Origin of the sequence: Roseomonas sp. E05, assembly GCF_030063475.1 — a bacterium.
Taxonomy (GTDB): domain Bacteria; phylum Pseudomonadota; class Alphaproteobacteria; order Acetobacterales; family Acetobacteraceae; genus Pseudoroseomonas.
The window spans coordinates 1-19,725 of the sequence record NZ_JASIRT010000016.1; the positions used below are offsets into that span (position 1 = coordinate 1).

Sequence of the window (19,725 nt, forward strand, 5' to 3'; positions counted from 1 at the left end):
CTCAAGCAGTTCCGTCGCGTCGCAACCCGCTACGACAAGCTCCTCGCCAACTTCCGCGGCTTCGTTCTGCTCGCCTCAATCGCCATCCTACTCCGCTGAAATCGTCACCACCGCCTAGAACGCTGCTGGCATGATCCGGCGCCATGACCTGCGTCAGAGAATGCGTGGCCTGATCGATATCATCCCGCGTCGCGGCGCCAGGAGGCAAGCTGCGCGGATGCGGCCAATGACGATCCCGCCTCCGCCTCCGCAGCCACCGCCGCCGCCACCCGGCCTGGACGAGAAGGTGGCTTTCCTGCGCTCACCGCGGGCCTACCCAGAGGCGCCCGCCACGGTGGAGGTGCGGGAGACGCACATGTCCTGGATCTTTCTGACGGCATCCTTCGCCTGGAAGCTGAAGAAGCCGGTCGTCCACCCCTTCCTGGACTATCGCAGCCTGGCCCGGCGCCGGCACTTCTGCGGCGAGGAACTGCGCCTCAACCGGCGGCTGGCGCCGGATGTCTACCTCGCCCTCGTGCCGCTCACGCGCGCGACCGATGGCACGCTGCGGCTTGGCGGCACCGGCATGGCGGTGGACTGGCTGGTGCAGATGCGGCGCCTGCCCGCCGCGCGGATGCTCGATGCAGCCCTCGAAGGCCACACGGCCACGGCCGGGGAGGTCGGGCGCGCGGCCGACCATCTGGCCGCCTTCTACGCCGCTGCGCCGCCCGAGCATGTACCGGAGGCGGCCTATCTCGGTCGCTTCGCCCGGGAGTTGGCGCTCAACCGCCGCGCCCTGCACGAGGGTGCCCATGGCCTGCCGCATGACGCGGTGGCCGCGGCGCTCCACACACTGGACGCCTGCCTGGCCGGAGAACGGGACCTGCTGCTGGCGCCGCTGCGCGCCGGCCGTGTCGTCGAAGGCCATGGCGACCTGCGCCCCGAGCACGTCTTCCTCGGCGAGCCGCCGGCGGTGATCGACTGCATCGAGTTCGACCGCGGCTTCCGGCTGCTCGATCCCTTCGAGGAACTGGCCTTCCTGGCGCTGGAATGCACGCTGATCCCGGGCGGCGCCTAGGCGGGAGCGCAGGTGCTGGAGCGCTGCGCGGCGGCCCTGGGCGGGCCTCCGCCGGAGCGGCTGCTGGCCTTCTACACCGCCTTCCGGGCCTGCCTCCGCGCGCGGCTGGCGGTCGCGCACCTGCAGGAGCCGGAACCGCGCGAGCCCGCGAAGTGGCGGCCACAGGCGCTGCGCTACCTGGCGAGCGCCGAGGCCGCCTGCGCTAGCCTGCGCCGCCATCCTCCAGCAGCGTCGTAAGTGAACCGCCCTCGTGCAACCGCCGGATCGCCTTGGCAAAGAGCGGCGCGGCGCTCACCACCTCGACGCGCGGCCCGTGCAGCACCGGCGGAAGGCGGAAGAGCGGCACGCTGTCGCTCACCAGGACGCGGGCGAGCGCGGGGGAACCGATCGCCTGTGCGGCGGCGCCGGTGAACAGGCCATGCGCGGCAACGGCCAGGACGCGCGCCGCCCCCTGCGCCAGGCAGGCCTCCGCCGCGCGGAGCATGGTGCCGCCGGTGCTGATGAGGTCATCCACCACCACCACCGTGGCGCCGCGCACCTCGCCGGCGAGGTGTTCGCCGCTCACCACGCCGCCGCTGCGGCGCTTCTCCATGAAGGCGTCACCGACCTCCCGCCCCAGCATCCGCTCGAACTGCTCGCGGAAGAGCTGCGCGCGCTTCACGCCGCCGGGGTCGGGCGAGGCCACCACGACCGGCGCGGTGCCGACCAGGCTGCGCAGCCGGGGGGCGAAAAGGGCGCGGCTGTCCAGATGCTCCGCGCGGCAGCGGAAGGCATTCTGGAACGCGGCCAGGTTGTGCACCTCCAGGGTCAGGATGGCATCCACGCCCACCGCTTCGAGCAACTGCGCGACATAGCGGGTGGTGACGGGGTCGTGCGGCTTGGTGCGGCGGTCCTTCCGCGCATAGGCGAGGTAGGGGGCGACTGCCGTCACCCGTGCCGCGCCCGCGTCGCGCACGGCGCCAAGAAAGAACAGCAGGCGGCACAGCTTGTCGTTCGGGCTCTCGCGCGGCCCGCCATGCAGGCTGTGCAGGACATAGACGTCGCCGCCGCGCACGCTGGCCAGGGGACGCGCCTTGTGTTCGCCGTCCTCGAAGCTGCGCTCCTCATGCGCGGCGAGTGGAATGCCGAGCGCGGCGGCGACCCGCCCACCGAGTTCGTGGCTGTCGTCACCCAGCGCGAACAGGTGCATGATGGCCTCCTTGCCCTGCAGCCTCGCGCTGCCCGCGAACGGGCCGTGGTCTGGGCCCGAGGTTCCGAGCGGGAAAGCCGGATCCGCTCCGGCGCGGCCAGCGCAGCCCGCCAGGGGAGAACAAGGCTATGCCGCCCGGCCTGCCCGATGCAATGGCGCCGCAGGGCGCGCTGTTCACCGACCTCTACGAACTGCGGATGGCACGCGCCTATCTGGTGCTTGGGATGCTGGAGGAGGCGGTCTTCAGCCTCTTCGTCCGGCGCCTTCCGGACACGCGCAACGACCTGCTCGCCGAATGCAAGCGGCACGGGCAGGGAACCGGATCGGGCCTGACCGCGCCATGCCGCGGGCTCAGAGCCGGTGCGCGGGAAGGCCCGTCGTGAGGTCGATCACCGCGTAGCCCTCCGGCGGGTGGAAGCGCGCCGGTTCCTGGGGGCCATAGCGAAGCTCGATGGCTTCGCGCGCGAGCCGGTGCCCCTCGATCTCCGTCTCGCTGCGCAGCAGGACGCCATCCGCGGTGATGCAGGCGCGCACCGGCGGCGCTCCGGGCGGCTCGATTCGCCAGAGGATGCAGGGTGCGCCGGCAATGCGTTCCTGTCCCTCGCGGAGAAAGCGGGCGTCGGCGCGCAGGGCGGGGTCCTGAAGGCCGGCCTCGGATGGCCAGGGCAGAACGGTGACCGTGCGCGCCACATCGGACACCATGAAGGCGCGCTTTCCACGCCCGTCCAGGATCGTATAGCCCGCACGCCCCGGCACCGGCCCGAACTCCACCCGCAGCCGCGCCTCCGCGGCCAGCCAGGAACGCCGCATCAGGGCGCCCTGCGCCCCGCTCAGGCGATAGGTCACCGCGACGTCCTGCTGAGGGGCCAGCCGGAGCGGGTAGGCCGCGGGGACGGTGCCACAGGCAGCCAGCAGCAGCGGGGCGGCAGCGCGAAGGGCGTGCAGCATGGCGGTGAACTCCATCCCTCGCGCGCAGGCAGGAAAATCCGTGTCGCCACGAAAATAGACCCCTCACTTGGGGTGCCGGCCCGCCGATTCACAGGGGAGGCCCGGCAGGCTCCGCTGCCCGGACCGCGGACAGGCCGTGGCCTTCGCTCGGGCGGGGCCGGAGCGGAACGGGTTTTCAGGGATGCCGGAGATGGCGGATGGGGTGGGATTCGAACCCACGATACCCTTTTGAGGTATACACACTTTCCAGGCGTGCGCCTTCGACCGCTCGGCCACCCATCCAGCGCAGGCGGCGGGGTATAGCAGGCTTCGCCGGGGCGGCAAGGGGGTTTTGCACTGCGAGATCCTCATTCCCAAAGGGACTGGAGTTTTTCCGAAGGAGGGCGGGGAGGACGGGGGGCATTTGCGGGAAGGAAGTAGCTCGGCGCGACGAGATCCGCGCCTTACGCAGGCAGGACCCGCGATTTTTTCGGCCTTCAGGTCCCGATTTTCCTTGCGGCGTGGGGAGCATTGCCCCATATGCGCCCTCCGTTGACCTGATCGATCCACGATCACCTTGGTCATCTTCTGGTGGGAAGGAGCCCCCGCACCATGGACGCTCTCGTTTCTCCGCTGGGGATGGTTTCGGATTACAGCCCGAGCGAAGCCCAGTCTGTTAACAGCCCGAACGGCGAGGCGAAGGATTACTTCGTCGAGCGCGACGGCGTGCGCTTTGCCGGCACGCACCTGATCGTCGATCTTTGGGACGCCACGAACCTCGATGACCCCGCGCATATCGACGCCGTGCTGCGCGAGGCGGCGATCGCGACCGGCGCGACGATCCTGCACGGGCACTTCCACCACTTCTCGCCGAATGGCGGAGTGAGCGGCGTGCTGGTGCTGGCCGAGAGCCATGTCTCGATCCACACCTGGCCGGAGCGCGCCTATGCGGCGCTGGACATCTTCGTTTGCGGGGACTGTAACCCGTACAACGCGGTGCCGGTGCTGAAGAAGGGCTTCCTGCCCGAGCGCGTGCAGCTCGCCGAGCACAAGCGCGGCCTGATCGGCTGACCACAGCCTTTCACGTGACGCCGCGCGTCGCGTGACGAAACTGGGGGCGGGATCGCAGGATCCCGCCCTCTTTTGCTGATTCCGGGGAAATACCGCCATGCCGACCGATTCTTGGGTGAACGAGACTCTGTACCCCGAATGGGGCCAGCGCTTCCTGGTGAAGCGCGAGCTGGCCCGCGTGCAGAGCGACTTCCAGGATATCATGGTGTTCGAGAGCTACACGCATGGCCGCGTGATGCTGCTCGACGGCGTCGTGCAGATCACCGAGAAGGACGAGTTCGTCTACCAGGAGATGCTGACCCACGTGCCGCTGCTGGCCCATGGCGAGGCGAAGCGCGTGCTGATCATCGGCGCCGGCGACGGCGGCGTGCTGAAGCGCGTGCTGCAGCACCGGAACGTCGAGAAGGCCGTGATGGTCGAGATCGATGGCGAGGTGATCCGCCTGGCCAAGGAGTACATGCCCGGCATCGCCGGCGACGCCTGGAGCGATCCGCGCGCCGAGGTGCTGGTGGCCGACGGCATCGACTATGTCCGCAAGGCCGAGGCGGGCAGCTTCGACGTGGTGATCGTGGACAGCACCGACCCGATCGGCGTCGGCGAGGTCCTGTTCACCGACGAGTTCTACGCCAATGCCGCGCGGCTGCTCTCCGACCGCGGGCTGATCGTCAACCAGTGCGGCGTTCCGGCCATGCAGGCGGAGGAACTGGCCGAGACCAGCCTCCGCCGTGGCAAGGTGTTCCCGGATATCTGGGCCTATGTCGCCGCCGTGCCGACCTATGTCGGCGGCTTCATGACGCTGGGCTGGGCGGCGAAGGACGCCACGCTGCGGCAGGTGGACACGGCCACCATCCGCGCCCGCGCCGAGGCTGCCGGCATCCTCGGCCAGACGGAGTACTGGACGCCGGCGATCCACACCGGCGCCTTCAACCTGCCGCCCTACATCAGCAAGCACCTGCCGAAGCAGGGCTGAGGGCGGCAGGAAGGCCGGGCGCCTACGCCCCGGCCAGGTCTGACATCGTGCCGGCCTGCAGGGCGAGAATCCGCGCCTGCAGGCCCATCAAGGCGCCGCCGAAGGCGCCACGCTGCTCGCGCGGCAGGGTCAGGATGGCGGCGCAGAGCGCGGTGATCTCCGCGTCGAGCCCTTCAAGGTCCAGGCGGCGCCCCGCCTGGGCGAAGGCCAGAGCCAGCGCCAGCATGGCGTCGAGCCGCTCGATCGCGGCCAGCAAGGCAGGGAGTGCGGGGGCATCCATGGCGCCACCGTAAGGCGCGCCAGATTACCAATCCGTATGAACCGTGCGCCTTTACGCTTTTTTTGAGGGCGGGCGCGCACCCTCCGCCGCACGAGAAGAGGAGCGGCGGATGGAAATCGATGAAGCCCTGGCGTTCTGCCTGCGGCGTCTCCAGGCGGAGCCGGAGCGCCTTCTGCGGCTGGCCTTGTCCATCGCCGCGCCGGTCGGCGGGGAGCCCGGGGCGGTGCCCCTCCCGCCGCGGGCGGAGCCGGGCGAGGGAAAGGCCAACCGCACCGTGCTCCAGGCCAGCCAGGACGTCCTGGCGGAAACCCTCGCGCGCCTGGACCAGGATCATTCCTGACTTCACGCGCGTGTGATAATCAGCGCCTCCATGTGGGCGGTGCGCGAATCCTGGCGGCGATGGAATCCCCGGCGGCGCAGGGCCGCCCCGCCGGATGGCGCCACCTTGTTCGAGCACCTTCCCGACGCGGCCCTGCTGCTGGATGCGGAGAAGCGTGTCCTGGCCGCCAACCGGGCGCTGCTGCTGGCGCTGGGGCCGATGCAGCCGGTGCGGCCCGGCATGGCCCCGGAACGTCTTTTCGCCGCCGCCTCGCGCCCGGCCCTCGCCGCCTGGCTGCAGGGCGGGGCCGCTCCCGCCGAGCTTCGGCTCGTGGCGCCGGAGGGGCGGGCCGGCCATCCCGTCGCGCCGAAGGGCATCGCCATGCCCGATCGCGGCATGGTCCTGCTGCTGCACGACGTCACGCAGCGGCATGCCATGGCGGCGGAAATGGCCGAGAGCGACCGCCTCCAGGCGCTTGGCCGGCTGGCGGGCGGCATCGCGCATGACTTCAACAACCTGCTGGCCGTGGTGCTGGGCGCGGCGGACCACGCCACGAGCAGCCTCGGGCCCTCGCCCGATCCCGCCGTGGCGGGCGAGCTGGAGCAGATCCGGCAGGCGGCGCAGCGTGGCGCCGCGCTGGTGCGGCAGTTGCTGGCCTATGCGCGGCAGCAGGTGCTGGCGCCGAAGCTCGTCTCCCTGAATGGCGCGGTGGAAGGCATGGCACGGCTGCTCCGGCCGCTGCTGGGGCGCCAGATCAGCCTGGAGGTGACGCTGGACGAGCCGGGCCGGATGGTGCGGATCGACCCCTCCCAGCTCGACCGCGTGCTGATGAACCTGGCCATGAACGCCCGTCAGGCCATGCCGGAGGGCGGCCGGCTGACCCTCTCGACCGGCCGCGCGCTGCTGCTGGAGCCGCTTGCCGGAGGACCGGAGGAAGTGCCTCCGGGGCGCTGGACGGTGCTGGAGGTGGCGGATACCGGCACCGGCATTCCGCCCGAGCTGCTGTCCCGCATCTTCGAGCCGTTTTTCACCAGCCGGGCGCAGCAGGGCGGCACGGGCCTCGGGCTGGCGACGGTGCATGGCATCGTCCGGCAGTCCGGCGGCCATCTGCTGGTGGACAGCGCGCCGGGACGGGGAACCCGGATTCGCATCCTGCTCCCCCGCGTCGAGGAGACGGAGCCCGTCGCGGTGAAGGCCGCTGCCGCCGCGCCGGCGCCTCCACCGCCCCGCCAGGGCACCGGCCCCTTGCTGCTGGTCGAGGACGAGGCGCCGCTGCGCAGCCTGGCGGAACGCGCGCTGCGCCGCGCCGGCTGGGAGGTGGTGGTGGCGGAGGACGGCGAGGCCGCCCTGGCGCTGGTGGAGGAGACGGCCCTTGCGCCGGTCGCCGTGGTCTCCGACGTGATGATGCCCGGAATGGGTGGCGTGGCGCTGGCCTCGGAGCTGCGCCAGCGTTTCCCGGGCCTGCCGGTGCTGCTGGTCAGCGGCTACGCGGCCTCCGTGGTGCAGAACGGCCTCGACGAATCGGGCATGAAGTACCTTGCCAAACCCTATCGCCCCGCCGAACTGGTGGAGGCCGTGAAGGCGCTGGTGGAGGCCTGATTGCCCCTTGCGGAACGGCTGAGATGTGAACATATAGCGAACACGAAACCCGCGCCGCGGCGGATGCCTGCTCTCCCTTGGTGTGCCATCGGAAGTGCCGCATTCTGTTCGCGGGCCGGAGAACGGGCCGGAAGGCCTGGCGCCCGGGCGGGCGGCGCCAGGCCGCGCAGGCCGCCGCAGACAGTGAGATCGCCAGTCGGCGAAGGGATTCCAGAATGGACAAGAACAAGGCGCTCGACGCCGCGCTCAGCCAGATCGAACGGGCCTTCGGCAAGGGTTCGATCATGCGCATGGGCGCCAAGCAGCAGTCGGACGAGGTGGAGGTCATCCCCACCGGCTCGCTGGGCCTGGACCTCGCGCTCGGCATCGGCGGCCTGCCCAAGGGCCGCATCGTCGAGGTCTATGGTCCGGAAAGCTCGGGCAAGACGACGCTGGCGCTGCATGCCATCGCCGAGGCGCAGAAGCGCGGCGGCACCTGCGCCTTCATCGACGCCGAGCACGCGCTCGACCCCGGCTATGCCCGCAAGCTCGGCGTGGACGTGGACAACCTGCTGATCAGCCAGCCCGATGCCGGCGAGCAGGCGCTGGAGATCGCCGATACGCTGGTGCGCTCCGGCGCGGTGGACGTGCTGGTGGTGGACAGCGTCGCCGCCCTGGTGCCGCGCGCCGAGCTGGAGGGCGAGATGGGCGACAGCCATGTCGGCCTGCATGCCCGCCTGATGTCGCAGGCGCTGCGCAAGCTGACCGGCTCCGTCTCGCGCTCCAACACGCTGCTGATCTTCCTGAACCAGATCCGGCTCAAGATCGGCGTCATGTTCGGCAACCCGGAGACGACGACGGGCGGCAACGCGCTGAAGTTCTATGCCTCCTGCCGCCTCGAGATCCGGCGCATCGGCCAGATCAAGGACCGCGAGGAGGTCACCGGCAACCAGACCCGCGTCAAGGTGGTGAAGAACAAGATGGCGCCGCCGTTCCGGCAGGTCGAGTTCGACATCATGTATGGCGAGGGCGTCTCCAAGGTCGGCGAGCTGATCGACCTCGGCGTGAAGGCCGGCGTGGTGGAGAAGTCGGGCGCCTGGTTCAGCTGCGACAGCCAGCGCATCGGCCAGGGGCGCGAGAACGCCAAGCAGTTCCTGCGGGACAACCCCGCCATGGCGGACAGCATCGAGAAGCGCATCCGCGAGCAGGCCGGCATCGTCGCCAACAGCATGATGGTCAGCCCGGACAGCGGCGAGAGCGACGAGGCGGCGGCGGAGTAAGCCGCCACCCCTTCGGGTTTCGCATCGGAAGAGGGCGGGTTTCGCATCGGAAGAGGGGCGCGCGAGCGCCCCTCTTGCCGTTTCAACGCCCGAGCAGCCCGCGCAGCAGGTCGAGCGGGCTGTTCTGCCGGGTTCCGTTGCGCTGCGGCTGCTCCGGCGGCACCGGCCCCTGGCGGCCGCCGCGCGCCACGGCGAGCTGCTGCGCGCAGTCCGGCAGGCGGCCGGTGCCACGCCCGGCAAGCTGTTGCGCGAGCTGGCCCAGGGCACTGTCCTGCCCTTCCATCTGGCGGCCCACGAGGTCGCCCACGATGCCGGCCGCCGCCGCCGCCGCGCCGGACGGATCGAGCCGATAGCTTGGATTGGCGAAGCTGCCGCCGACCAGCACCGGCGCTGTCAGCCCCACGCCGCCGATCCGCACCTGCGGCAGGAGGCGCAGCGCCAGGCTTTCGTCGCGCAGGTTGATCTCGCCGCTGCCCACCACGTCGGCCAGCGCGGTTTCGATCAGCATCGCCTGGGGATGGGCCACGCCATCCTGCAGGTTCAGCCGCAGGGCGACGCAGCGCAGGGCGGTGCTTCCTGCGTTGGGAGCGTTGGGCACCAGCGCCTTGCGCAGGCCGCCGCCCAGGCGCTCCAGCAGCTGGTTGTCGATCTGGCCGTTGGCGAGCGCCAGTCCGAAATGGCCGCTCAGGCTTGCCGCCAGCGCCTGCAGGTCGGCCCCGGCACCCTGCAGGGCCGTGTCCAGCTCGACCTGCCCGCTGGCCTGGGGCGGCAGGCCATAGGCCTGGAGCATCGGGCGCAGGTCCAGCCCCGCGCCCTCCTGGCGCGCCGCAAGGGTCAGGCGTGGCGGTTCCGCGGCCGCGTCGGCCGTCAGGCTGCCGGCGAGCCGGCCGCCCGGCAGGGTGACGGCGAGCGGGTCCAGCCCGAGCCGCCCCGCCGCCAGTTGCACATGGGTGCTGAGGTCGCGGTAGGTGACGCCGCCGGCGCGGAGCTCCTGAACCTGCAGCGGGAAATCCGCCTCCAGCTGCCGCAGCGGCGCCAGCGGAAGGGGCAGGGCGGGGATGACGCGGCCGGGAGCGGATGCCCTGGGTGGCAGTGGAGGGCGCGGCGGCACCGCCGGCGTGGCAGCTTCCGGCGTGGTGGAAACGGGCGGAGCCGGCGTGCCGGCCGGCACCGGGGCCAGCAGGGCATCGAGATCGAGCCGCTCCACCGTCAGGCGGCCCGCGACGGCCGGGCGCGGCTGGTCCCGCCGGAATGCCGCCTCGCCCTCCAGCACCGCCTCGCGCGCCTGCAGGTGCAGGTCGCTTGCCGTGAACCGGCTGCCGGAAAGGGCAAGGCCGGCGGAAAAGCGGGCTTCCGTCAGCCGTGGGGCGGGCAGCGCGAAGGCCGCCAGCAGCGGCGCGGTATCGGCAACCTCGGCGGAGAGCGTCCCGCTGCCGTCGCCTGCTCCCCGGGCGGGCAGGCTGCCCTCGAAGCGCGCCGTCATGCCCGGGCCGCTGAGCGTCAGGCGCAGCGGCCCGGCGGCACCGTCCCGCAGCGCGGTGAGCGGCGGCAGTTCTCCTCTGGCCTGCAGCGGCAGGCCGCGCAGGTCGAGGGCGGCCGAGAGGGCCGGCGGCTGGTCCGCGCCCGCGGCATCGAGGCTGGCGGAACCCAGGCTGAGGCCCGGCAGCCACCGGCCCAGATCACCGCCCGCGACACTGGCGTGCAGGGCCTGCACCGCGGGAAAGGCGCCCTGGCCCGCATCGGCCATGTCCGCCGTGACCCGCAGCCCGGTCAGCGGCGGCAGCGCCAGGTCGGGCAGGAGAGGGGCCAGCCGCTCCGCCCGGTCGGCGGAGGCCTCCAGGTGGGCATGCCATCCCGCCGCCGCCTCGGGCTGCCGCATGCCCCCGTCCAGCACGGCCTGCAGGCCGGGGGCGGTCAGCGACAGCCGCAACGGCCAGTCCGCCGGCTCCGTGCTGGCGCCGAGCAGCCGGGGCAGGGGACCGGTGCTGCCCTCGGCCGCCAGATCAAGGCCCCGCAGGCCGAAGGCACCCTGGAAGGTGAGCGGCGCGGCGGGCGCCGCGGCGCGCAGCGCGAAGTGTTGGACGCCCAGCACCTCCGCCCGGCCGCTCCGGGCGTCCCGCCAGGTGAGTTTGCCGCCTTCGATGTCCACGGCGGCGACGGAGGGCATCAGTATGGCCTCCTCGCTGCCGGCCTGCGCCGGGGACGCCCCGCCGGGGCTCTGCGGCCGCGGCGGCCCGAATCGCCAGTTGCCGTTGCCGGAGGCATCCAGTTCCAGCAGCAGGTCGGGCTCGATCAGCGTGACGTGCTGGAAGGCGAGCCGGCGCGACAGCAGGGGAAAGAGAGCAAGCTCCGCTTCCACCCGCCGGGCGGTGAGCATCTCCGGCCGGCTGCCGCCGGGCGCATTGGCGAGGGCGACGCCTTCCAGCGTGATGGTCGGCACCAGGGAGAGCTTGACGCCCACGGGGCCGGAAAGCGTCAGTTGCCGCCCGGTGGCCTGCTCCACCGCGGCGACAAGGCGCGGCCGCAGCACCGAATCGCGCAGCAGCAGGTTGAGCCCGCCCCAGGCCAGGGCCGGCACGCCGACGAGGATGACACCGCCGACCAGCAGCAGCCGGCCGCGGCGGCGGGGCGCGGCCATCCGGTCAGACCCTCCGCTTCGGCTGCGGCGTGCGCGGCTTCTCGAAACCGAGGAAGCCGAAGGTTTCCAGCATGTGCGGCGGCAGCGGCGCGGAAACCTCCAGGCTGCCGCCTTCGGGGTGTGGCACCCGGATGCTGCGCGCGTGCAGATGGAGTGCGTGCGGCAGCCCCTCCAGATGCGCGGCCTGCCCGCCATACTTGCCGTCGCCCAGGATCGGGCATTCCAGCGCGGCGGCGCAATGGACGCGCAGCTGGTGCGTGCGGCCGGTGAGCGGCTTCAGCTCCAGCCAGGTGGCGTGCCGGCGGGCCACGTCCACCGTGTTGAACTCGGTGATGGCGTGGACGCCGTCCTTGCCCTGGGCGGGGGCGGTGCGCTCGCCCTGCGGCCCGCCGGTCCTGGCCAGCGGCATGTCGATGCGCCCGCCCTGGTACTGCGGCTGGCCGACCACGATGGCCCAGTAGGTCTTCTCCGCGTCCCGCCCGCGGAAGGCGGCGGCGAGGCGCTTGGCCGCGAAGGCATCGCGCGCCAGCAACAGCACGCCGGAGGTGTCGCGGTCGAGCCGGTGCACCAGCCGCGGGCGCTCCTCATGGCCGAAGCGCAGCGCGTCCAGCATGCCGTCCAGGTGCTTCTTGATGTTCGGCCCGCCCTGCACCGGCAGCCCATGCGGCTTGTTGAGCGCGATGACGCTGTCGTCGCGGTAGAGGATCATCTTCTCCAGCGCGCGGGCATCCTCCTCCGTCACCGGCCGCTCCTTCGGCGCGGTCTCGGGGGCCGGCCCCTCGGGCAAGGGCGGGATGCGGATTTCCTGGCCGCGGGCGAGGCGGGTGTTCGTCTCGGCCCGCTTGCCGTCCACGCGGATCTGCCCGGTGCGCAGCAGCTTCTGCAGCGCGCCCTGGGTGACCTGCGGGAAATGGCGGCGGAACCAGCGGTCCAGCCGGGAGTCGGCGTCCGCCGCCTGGACGATGCGGTGCTCGATGGGCATGACAGTCTCGATACTCGTGCGAAGGGGCTTCTACCAGCGGAAGCCGCCCGGCTCGACCCTCGATCGCCGGAGGGTGAGCCGCGCGCCACGCGGCCGTCAGAAGCGCCGCGTCAGGGTGAAGCAAAGGGCGAAGGCGCCGAGGCCCAGCAGAACGGTCGCCAGAAGATAGCCGAGGCCCCAGGCCGGCGAACGCGACCACAGCACGCCCACGTCCAGCGAGAAGGCCGAAAACGTGGTGAAGCCGCCCAGGAAGCCGGTGATGAGCAGCAGGCGGAGTTCGTTCGGAAGGGGCATTCCGCCCAGCATGGCGCCGCCCAGGATGCCGATCAGGCCGCTGCCGATCACGTTCACCGCCAGGGTGCCCCAGGGCAGGGCGGTGCCGAACCAGGCGGTGCACCACAGCCCGACCGAGTAGCGCAGCACCGATCCGGCCGCCCCCCCCAGCGCGACCAGGGCCAGCAGCGCCGGCGAAAATCCGCTCATCCTTGCTCCTTCGATGGCCGGGCGCTCCGGGCGCCGCTGCGCTTTTCGCGCAGTTCGGCCCAGCGTTCCAGCCGCTCCAGGATGCGCGCCTCGGCGCCGCGGCCGGCGGGGCGGTAGAACTGCTGCCGCTCCATACCATCGGGAAAGTAGTTCTGCCCGCTGAAGGCCTCCGCCTCCTGGTGGTCATAGGCATAGCCGGCGCCGTAGCCGAGCTGCTTCATCAGCTTGGTCGGCGCGTTGAGGATGTGCGCCGGCGGCATCAGGCTTCCGGTTCCCTTCGCCGCCCGCCGCGCCTCGTTGTAGGCGGCATAGACGGCGTTCGACTTCGGCGCCGTGCCCAGATGCACCACCAGTTGCGCCAGGGCCAGCTCACCCTCGGGCGAGCCCAGCCGCTCATAGGTCTCCCAGGCGGCGATGGCGGCGGGCAGGGCGGTCGGGTCGGCCAGGCCGACATCCTCGGCGGCGAAGCGCGTCAGCCGGCGGGCGATGTAGCGCGGGTCCTCGCCGCCTTCCAGCATCCGCGCGAACCAGTAAAGGGCGGCGTCCGGATCGCTGCCGCGCAGCGACTTGTGCAGGGCGGAGATGAGATTGTAGTGCTCCTCCCGGTCCTTGTCGTAGAGCGCGGCGCGCTTCGCCAGCAGGGCGGAGAGCCCGGCCGGGTTCAGCGCCTCCCCCCCGGCCGGCAGGGCGAGAAGCTGCTCCGCCATGTTCAGCAAATAGCGTCCGTCGCCATCGGCCATGGCGCGCAGCACGGCGCGGGCGGCGGCATCCACGGGCAGCGGCCGGCCACCCTCCTCCTCGGCGCGGGCGAGCAGTTTTTCGAGTGCCGCGTCGTCCAGCCGCTTCAGCACCATCACCTGGCAGCGCGAGAGCAGCGCCCCATTGAGCGCAAAGGAGGGGTTCTCCGTCGTCGCGCCCACCAGCGTGACGGTCCCATCCTCGACAACCGGCAGGAAGCCGTCCTGCTGCGCCCGGTTGAAGCGGTGGATCTCGTCCACGAAGAGCAGCGTCCCCTGGCCCGCCTGCCGCCGCGCGCGCGCCTCGTCGAAGGCGCGCTTGAGGTCCGCCACCCCCGAGAACACCGCCGAGAGCGCCGCGAAGCGCAGCCCCGCCGCCTCCGCCAGCAGCCGCGCGATGGTGGTCTTGCCCACCCCTGGCGGCCCCCAGAGGATCAGCGAGGCCAGCGCGTCCCGCTCCAGCATCCGCGTGATGCTGCCCTGCGGCCCGAGCAGGTGGTCCTGCCCGACCACCTCGTCCAGCGCGCGCGGCCGGAGGCGGTCCGCGAGCGGCCGGTCCGGCGCGGGGACTTCCGGGTGGCCCGGTTCCGGCGATGGCGAGGAGGCGCCGAACAGGTCGTCGGTCGGGGCGGCGGGGGCGGGGCGGCGAGGGGGCATGGAGCGAGTATAGCGCCGCCGAAACCGTCCCGCAGGAGGGGTAGGGGGTAGGGGCCTCGGACGCCGCCTTGCCGCCCGGTTATCCGCTGCAAACCGCTAAGCCTGCTGCCGGAACCAGGGATTTCATATTGGCCTAGCCTCGACCTTGATCGACTTCACTTCGTACGGGGCGCAACTCACAATCTCGACCGCGTCCGGGTCAAAAATCGCAAGATTGTATCCCTTGTTGTCGCCTTCGTCGCCAAAATGGCTTTTGTAGATGATCGCTTCATAGCCAACGCTACGAAACAGCTCCGCCAGGACCTGGGTGGGTGCATAATCGGCGCGATCGTCGGAGAGGGTTACCGGCCAGGAAAAGGCATTGTCGATCTCGATCCAGACGGCCTTTTCCTTCTCCTCCGCCGTAGGCGCCTCCCCACCCGTGAGGTGGCGAAGTACGGCGCCCTTGAGCGACGATTGTCCGTGCCCTTTCGAGAGATCGAGCGCTCTCAAGGGACGCAGAACCCTGCAAACAGCAACAGAGATTTCGGTTCCGACCCAGGGGCGCACTTCAGAGATGGCTGTCTCAACCGAACTGGCGACGTAAAGGACAGGAATGCCGGTCGGATTGGCGCGGCCTTCTCGGGCGCGGTCTGTGAGCGGCTTCATGCGTGACGGGCCAAAGCCACTCACTTCCGCGCCAATCGAATTGCCCTCCTCATCCGTCCGGTCAATCCACTCGACGCCACGTTGGGCGCGATAGAGGATCTGCCCCTGCTTCAGTTCGGTGTCGCGGTTCCGTATCGTTCCTAGTACCGTCCGAAGAAATGCGCGCTCCTTCTCGCCCCAGACGTAGCGACTGGTGGATCGAAGGTGGCGGGCAAACCGACGATAATCGTCCCAGTGTGCAAACTCCGGCTTGCCTGGGCCTTCCAGACTCATTCGGGCCTCTCTTCGTCAGATCGAACGAATGCTTTGCGGACACGATTTTGCCGATGCCAGTTCTTGCAGCGCAATGTGCAAAGCGGACGCCACTTAGCATTCCCTCAACACGACGCCCGGGCGCATGAACTTGACTTAAGGAATAAATTCCTGCATCCTGCCTCTTCCCGTCCATGGAGGTCGCCCCCCATGTCCCACCTCACGCCACCCCGTCCCTGGACCCCGCTCACCGACCTCCAGTGGCACGCCCTGCTTCCCTATGTCCTTCCCCGCGCCCCGCAGGGCCGCCGCATCGCCGACCTGCGCGCCCGCATGGACGCCATCTTCCACCTGGCCCAGACCGCCGGCGACCCCTGGCGCTGCCTGCCCGCGCGCTACGGCAAGCCCGAGACCATCGCCCGCCACTTCCGCCGTCTGACCCATGCCGGCCTCTGGCACCGCCTGCTCGAAGTCCTGGCCCGCGCCGACCTCGCCCCTGGCCACCCCCTGCGCCAGATCGAATATGCCATCTGCCGCGCCACCCGCCGCGCCGCGCGCCTCGGCGGCATGTCCCTCTTGCTCCTCATCCGCCGTCTCGGCCTGCGCACCGCCTTGAACGGCCCGCCCTGGCTCCTGCCGGACCCGCTTTTGTCCGAAACCCTCGCCCGGGTCCTTCCGGGCCTGTTGCTGCGCGCCGAAACCGGCCTCCACACCCTGCGGGAGGGCCTCCGCTCCGCCAGAACCCTCGCCGCATCGGCGGCCGGCCGCCGCCGCATTCCCCGCCTCGTCCGCCTCGCCTGGCCCTGAGCCGCCATGCCGGAACCCTCGCCTTCCGCGCCCCTCGACGCCCCACCCCTCACCGGGGTAAGGGGGGCAGGCGCGTTCCCGCGAGGACAAGAGCCGAAGCACATGACCAGCAGCAACGACATCCGGGCCACCTTCCTCGACTACTTCGCCCGCAATGGCCATACGGTGGTGGAATCCTCGCCGCTGGTGCCGCGCAACGACCCGACGCTGATGTTCACCAACTCGGGCATGGTGCAGTTCAAGAACGTCTTCACCGGCCAGGAGCGGCGCCCCTATTCCCGCGCCACCACGGCGCAGAAATGCGTGCGCGCCGGCGGCAAGCACAACGACCTGGACAATGTCGGCTACACCGCCCGGCATCACACCTTCTTCGAGATGCTGGGGAACTTCTCCTTCGGCGACTACTTCAAGGAACAGGCCATCACCCATGCCTGGACCCTGCTGACCCGGGATTTCGCCCTCCCGAAGGACAAGCTGCTGGTCACCGTCTATTCCGAGGACGAGGACGCCGCCGCGCTCTGGCGCAAGATCGCCGGCCTGCCGGACGAGCGGATCATCCGCATCGCGACCTCCGACAACTTCTGGCGCATGGGCGATACCGGCCCCTGCGGCCCCTGTTCCGAGATCTTCTATGACCACGGCCCCTCGATCCCCGGCGGCCCCCCGGGCTCCCCGGACGAGGATGGCGACCGCTTCATCGAGATCTGGAACCTCGTCTTCATGCAGTATCTCGAGGAGCCGGCCGGCACGCGCAACCCGCTGCCCCGCCCCTCGATCGACACCGGCATGGGCCTGGAGCGCTTCGCCGCCATCCTGCAGGGCAAGCACGACAACTACGACACGGACACGCTGCGCGCGCTGATCCTGGCCTCCGCCGAGGCCACCGGCCAGGACGCCGACGGCCCGTTCCGGATCAGCCACCGCGTGGTGGCCGACCACCTGCGCTCCGGCGCCTTCCTGATCGCCGACGGCGTGCTGCCCTCGAACGAGGGGCGCGGCTATGTCCTGCGCCGCATTCTCCGCCGCGCCATGCGCCACGCCCAGATGATGGGCGCGAAGGACGCGCTGCTCTACCGCCTGGTCCCCGCGCTGGTGCGCCAGATGGGCGCCGCCTATCCCGAGCTGGTGCGCGCCGAGGCGCTGATCGTCGAGACGCTGAAGCTGGAGGAAAACCGCTTCCGCAGCCTGCTGGAGCGCGGCCTCGGCCTGCTCGCCGAGGAATCCGAGAAGCTGGGCGAGAAGGGCACGCTCCCCGGCGAGGTCGCCTTCCGCCTCTACGACACCTACGGCTTCCCGCTCGACCTGACGCAGGACGCGCTGCGCGGCGAGGGCAAGTCGGTGGACGTGGCCGGCTTCGAGGCCGCCATGGCCGAGCAGCGCAAGCGCGCCCGCGCCGCCTGGGCCGGCTCCGGCGAGGCCGCCACCGAGACCCTCTGGTTCGACCTGAAGGAGCGCCTCGGCGCCACCGAGTTCCTCGGCTACACGACCGAGAAGGCCGAGGGCGAGATCCTCGCCGTCGTCGCCGATGGCGCCGTGACGGAGCGCACCGGCCCCGGCGCCGAGGTCGCCGTGGTCCTCAACCAGACCCCCTTCTACGCGGAAAGCGGCGGCCAGGTCGGCGACACCGGCACCATCACCGCCGCCGACGGCCTGCGCATCGCCGTGCGGGACACCCAGAAGAAGCTCGGCCTCTTCGTCCATCTCGGCACCGTCGAGGCGGGCGAGGCGGCCCCCGGCAAGGCGGTGAGCGCCGAGGTGGAGCACACCCGCCGCGGCGCCATCCGCGCCCACCACTCGGCCACCCACCTGCTGCACGAGGCGCTGCGCCGCCGCCTCGGCACCCATGTCGCGCAGAAGGGCAGCCTCAACGCGCCGGACCGCCTGCGCTTCGACGTCTCCCAGCCCACGCCGATGTCGCCGGACGACATCGCCTGGGTCGAGGATGAGGTGAACAACCGCATCCGCGAGAATGCCGAGGTCATCACGCGGCTGATGACGCCGGAGGCGGCGGTCGAGGCCGGCGCCATGGCCCTCTTCGGCGAGAAGTACGGCGACGAGGTCCGCGTCGTCGGCATGGGCCACGACCCGGCCGCCGCCGAGAAGCACGGCGTCTACTCCCTGGAGCTCTGCGGCGGCACCCATGTCCGCCGCACCGGCGACATCGGCCTGTTCAAGATCGTCTCCGAGGGCGCGGTCTCGGCCGGCGTGCGCCGCGTCGAGGCGGTGACCGGCGCCGCCGCCCTGGCGCTGATGGACAGCCAGGAGCGCACCCTGCGCGAGGCCGCTTCGGCGCTGAAGGTGGCTCCCGCCGACCTGCCCACCCGCATCGCCGCCCTGCTGGAGGAGCGCCGCAAGCTGGAGCGCGACGTGGCCGACCTGCGCAAGCAGCTCGCCACCGGTGGCGGTGCCGCGGCGGCCGAGGAAGTGGGCGGCCTCCGCCTCGCCGCCCGCAACCTGGGCGAGGTGCCGCCGCGCGACCTGAAGGGCCTGGCCGACGCCATCCTGAAGGCCGGCACCGCCGATGTGGTGGCGCTGGTCTCCACCGCCGAGGGCAAGGCCAGCATCGTGGTCGGCGTGGCCGAGGCGGCGAAGGGCCGCGCGGACGCGGTGGCGCTGGTGCGCGCCGGCAGCGCGGCGGTGGGCGGCAAGGGCGGCGGCGGCCGCCCCGACATGGCCCAGGCCGGCGGCCCCGAGGCCGACAAGGCCGAGGAGGCGCTCGCCGCCATCCGGACCGCCCTTGCCGGCTGAGCCGGACCTGCAGGCCGGGGCGCGCTGCCGCGCCCGCGACCTGGGGCTGCGGCCCGGGCAGTTCGCGCCCGGGCCGCTGAACGCCATTACCGACGTGGCGGGCGTGCTGGTCGGCCAGATCACCCGCATCGAGGGCGAGAGCATCCGCACCGGCGTCACCGCCATCCGCCCGCATGGCGGCAACCTGTTCCGCGAGCGCGTCCCCGCCGGCCTCTCCGTGATGAACGGCTTCGGCAAGCTGGCCGGCGCCACCCAGCTCCAGGAGCTCGGCGAACTCGAATCCCCCATCGTCCTGACCAACACCCTGGCCGTCGGCCGGGCGCTGGAGGCGGTGGTGGACTGGACCCTGGCCCAGCCCGGCAACGAGGACGTCCGCTCGGTCAACGCCGTGGTCGGCGAGACCAACGACGGCAAGCTGAACGACATCCGCCGCCGCGGCATCACCGGCGCGGACGTTCTCGCGGCGCTGGAGCAGGCCACTTCCGGCCCGGTCGCCGAGGGCAGTGTCGGCGCCGGCACGGGCACCATGGCCTTCGGCTGGAAGGGCGGCATCGGCACCGCCTCGCGCCTGCTCCCCCCGGCACTCGGCGGCTTCACGCTCGGCGCGCTGGTGCAGAGCAACTATGGCGGCGCCTTGCTGATGGACGGCGTTCCCATGGGCCGTGAGCTCGGCCGCTTTTACCTGCGCGAGCACAGCGACCGCGGCGATGCGGACGGCTCGGTGATGGTCGTCCTTGCCACCGACGCGCCGCTCTCCGACCGCAACCTCTCGCGGCTCGCGCTGCGGGCGATGGCCGGGCTGGCCCGCACCGGTGCCGCCTTCTCGGACGGCTCGGGCGACTACGCCATCGCCTTCTCGACCCATCCCGAGGTGCGGCGTGGCCGCCCCAGCATCGCCGACTGGCCGAACGAGCGGATGTCGCCGCTGTTCGTCGCCGCTGCGGAGGCGGTGGAGGAGGCCGTGCTGAATTCGCTGCTGATGGCCACCACGGTCGAGAGCCGTGACCCGCTCACACGCCGTAAGCGTCGCGGAGAGGCGATCGACCTTGCCTCGGTCCGGGCCGTGCTGTCGCGCCACCAGCCAGGCGGTCCCGCCTAGAGC

General features: G+C 71.5%; 19 protein-coding genes, 1 tRNA gene and 1 pseudogene. 12 read left to right on the forward strand and 9 right to left on the reverse strand.

All coding sequences use genetic code 11. The annotated features are described in order from the left end of the window. The 3 genes and pseudogenes from QMO56_RS15940 to QMO56_RS15950 all read left to right on the forward strand — a co-directional run. Positions 1 to 99, forward strand: a pseudogene (locus QMO56_RS15940) (IS5/IS1182 family transposase); the annotation flags it as partial. 127 nt (positions 100 to 226) lie between these two features. After that, entirely contained in the window at positions 227 to 1,057 is an 831-nt protein-coding gene (locus QMO56_RS15945) for a hypothetical protein (RefSeq protein WP_283527229.1), read from the forward strand. Between the two features lie 12 nt (positions 1,058 to 1,069). Beyond that, on the forward strand, positions 1,070 to 1,294 hold the full coding sequence (locus tag QMO56_RS15950; protein WP_283527230.1) for a hypothetical protein: 225 nt from the start codon (positions 1,070 to 1,072) through the stop codon (positions 1,292 to 1,294). Here the strand turns inward: QMO56_RS15950 and QMO56_RS15955 are convergent. Next, positions 1,260 to 2,246, reverse strand: a complete 987-nt coding sequence (locus QMO56_RS15955; protein ID WP_283527232.1) for a ribose-phosphate pyrophosphokinase — start codon at positions 2,244 to 2,246, stop codon at positions 1,260 to 1,262. The two genes, QMO56_RS15950 and QMO56_RS15955, sit on opposite strands and share 35 nt — an antisense overlap. 128 nt (positions 2,247 to 2,374) lie before the next feature. Here QMO56_RS15955 and QMO56_RS15960 point away from each other — a divergent pair, with 128 nt between their 5' ends. Then, positions 2,375 to 2,629: a hypothetical protein gene (locus tag QMO56_RS15960; protein ID WP_283527234.1), complete on the forward strand. Its 255-nt coding sequence runs from the start codon at positions 2,375 to 2,377 to the stop codon at positions 2,627 to 2,629. Here the strand turns inward: QMO56_RS15960 and QMO56_RS15965 are convergent. Both QMO56_RS15965 and QMO56_RS15970 read right to left on the reverse strand, forming a co-directional pair. Further along, complete coding sequence (locus QMO56_RS15965) at positions 2,598 to 3,194, reverse strand: hypothetical protein (RefSeq protein WP_283527236.1); 597 nt, start codon at positions 3,192 to 3,194, stop codon at positions 2,598 to 2,600. The genes QMO56_RS15960 and QMO56_RS15965 overlap by 32 nt on opposite strands. Positions 3,195 to 3,385: 191 nt before the next feature. Beyond that, a tRNA-Ser gene (locus QMO56_RS15970) sits at positions 3,386 to 3,476 on the reverse strand. A 309-nt stretch (positions 3,477 to 3,785) separates the two neighbouring features. Between QMO56_RS15970 and speD the strand changes: the two genes are divergently transcribed. Together speD and speE are read left to right on the forward strand one after the other, a co-directional pair. Beyond that, the gene (gene speD, locus QMO56_RS15975; RefSeq protein ID WP_283527238.1) at positions 3,786 to 4,244 is read left to right on the forward strand and encodes an adenosylmethionine decarboxylase; all 459 of its coding nucleotides are present in this window, start codon (positions 3,786 to 3,788) and stop codon (positions 4,242 to 4,244) included. 97 nt (positions 4,245 to 4,341) lie between these two features. Next, positions 4,342 to 5,214, forward strand: a complete 873-nt coding sequence (speE, locus tag QMO56_RS15980; protein ID WP_283527240.1) for a polyamine aminopropyltransferase — start codon at positions 4,342 to 4,344, stop codon at positions 5,212 to 5,214. Between the two features lie 22 nt (positions 5,215 to 5,236). On the opposite strand, the gene QMO56_RS15985 is transcribed toward speE, so the two are convergent. After that, positions 5,237 to 5,494, reverse strand: a complete 258-nt coding sequence (locus QMO56_RS15985) for a hypothetical protein (RefSeq protein ID WP_283527242.1) — start codon at positions 5,492 to 5,494, stop codon at positions 5,237 to 5,239. A 109-nt stretch (positions 5,495 to 5,603) separates the two neighbouring features. Between QMO56_RS15985 and QMO56_RS15990 the strand changes: the two genes are divergently transcribed. From QMO56_RS15990 to recA, 3 genes are all read left to right on the forward strand, one after another. Then, positions 5,604 to 5,834, forward strand: a complete 231-nt coding sequence (locus QMO56_RS15990; protein ID WP_283527244.1) for a hypothetical protein — start codon at positions 5,604 to 5,606, stop codon at positions 5,832 to 5,834. A gap of 105 nt (positions 5,835 to 5,939) precedes the next feature. Continuing rightward, entirely contained in the window at positions 5,940 to 7,412 is a 1,473-nt protein-coding gene (locus QMO56_RS15995) for an ATP-binding protein (protein ID WP_283527246.1), read from the forward strand. Between the two features lie 215 nt (positions 7,413 to 7,627). After that, a complete protein-coding gene (recA, locus tag QMO56_RS16000; protein ID WP_283527248.1) occupies positions 7,628 to 8,671 on the forward strand; it encodes a recombinase RecA in 1,044 nt (347 codons plus the stop codon). 82 nt (positions 8,672 to 8,753) lie between these two features. Here recA and QMO56_RS16005 read toward each other — a convergent pair whose 3' ends face one another. The 5 genes from QMO56_RS16005 to QMO56_RS16025 all read right to left on the reverse strand — a co-directional run bounded on the left by QMO56_RS16005 (position 8,754) and on the right by QMO56_RS16025 (position 15,089). Further along, positions 8,754 to 11,309, reverse strand: a complete 2,556-nt coding sequence (locus tag QMO56_RS16005) for an AsmA family protein (RefSeq protein WP_283527250.1) — start codon at positions 11,307 to 11,309, stop codon at positions 8,754 to 8,756. Between the two features lie 4 nt (positions 11,310 to 11,313). Continuing rightward, entirely contained in the window at positions 11,314 to 12,291 is a 978-nt protein-coding gene (locus tag QMO56_RS16010; protein ID WP_283527251.1) for an RluA family pseudouridine synthase, read from the reverse strand. Positions 12,292 to 12,387: 96 nt separating this feature from the next. After that, on the reverse strand, positions 12,388 to 12,774 hold the full coding sequence (crcB, locus tag QMO56_RS16015) for a fluoride efflux transporter CrcB (RefSeq protein WP_283527253.1): 387 nt from the start codon (positions 12,772 to 12,774) through the stop codon (positions 12,388 to 12,390). Next, positions 12,771 to 14,168 (reverse strand): replication-associated recombination protein A, encoded by a 1,398-nt coding sequence (locus tag QMO56_RS16020; RefSeq protein WP_283527254.1) that lies wholly within the window; start codon positions 14,166 to 14,168, stop codon positions 12,771 to 12,773. Before QMO56_RS16020 ends, crcB begins: the two co-directional genes overlap by 4 nt. Before the next feature lie 123 nt (positions 14,169 to 14,291). Next, positions 14,292 to 15,089 (reverse strand): RES family NAD+ phosphorylase, encoded by a 798-nt coding sequence (locus tag QMO56_RS16025; protein ID WP_283527256.1) that lies wholly within the window; start codon positions 15,087 to 15,089, stop codon positions 14,292 to 14,294. Between the two features lie 189 nt (positions 15,090 to 15,278). Between QMO56_RS16025 and QMO56_RS16030 the strand changes: the two genes are divergently transcribed. The 3 genes from QMO56_RS16030 to QMO56_RS16040 all read left to right on the forward strand — a co-directional run bounded on the left by QMO56_RS16030 (position 15,279) and on the right by QMO56_RS16040 (position 19,722). Beyond that, on the forward strand, positions 15,279 to 15,875 hold the full coding sequence (locus QMO56_RS16030; RefSeq protein WP_283527258.1) for a transposase: 597 nt from the start codon (positions 15,279 to 15,281) through the stop codon (positions 15,873 to 15,875). Positions 15,876 to 15,977: 102 nt separating this feature from the next. Beyond that, positions 15,978 to 18,623 carry an alanine--tRNA ligase gene (gene alaS / locus QMO56_RS16035; protein WP_283527260.1) on the forward strand — a complete coding sequence of 882 codons (2,646 nt, stop codon included), beginning with the start codon at positions 15,978 to 15,980 and terminating at the stop codon, positions 18,621 to 18,623. Beyond that, a complete protein-coding gene (locus tag QMO56_RS16040; RefSeq protein ID WP_283527262.1) occupies positions 18,613 to 19,722 on the forward strand; it encodes a P1 family peptidase in 1,110 nt (369 codons plus the stop codon). The genes alaS and QMO56_RS16040 overlap by 11 nt, the downstream gene beginning before the upstream one ends. Positions 19,723 to 19,725 lie beyond the last annotated feature (3 nt).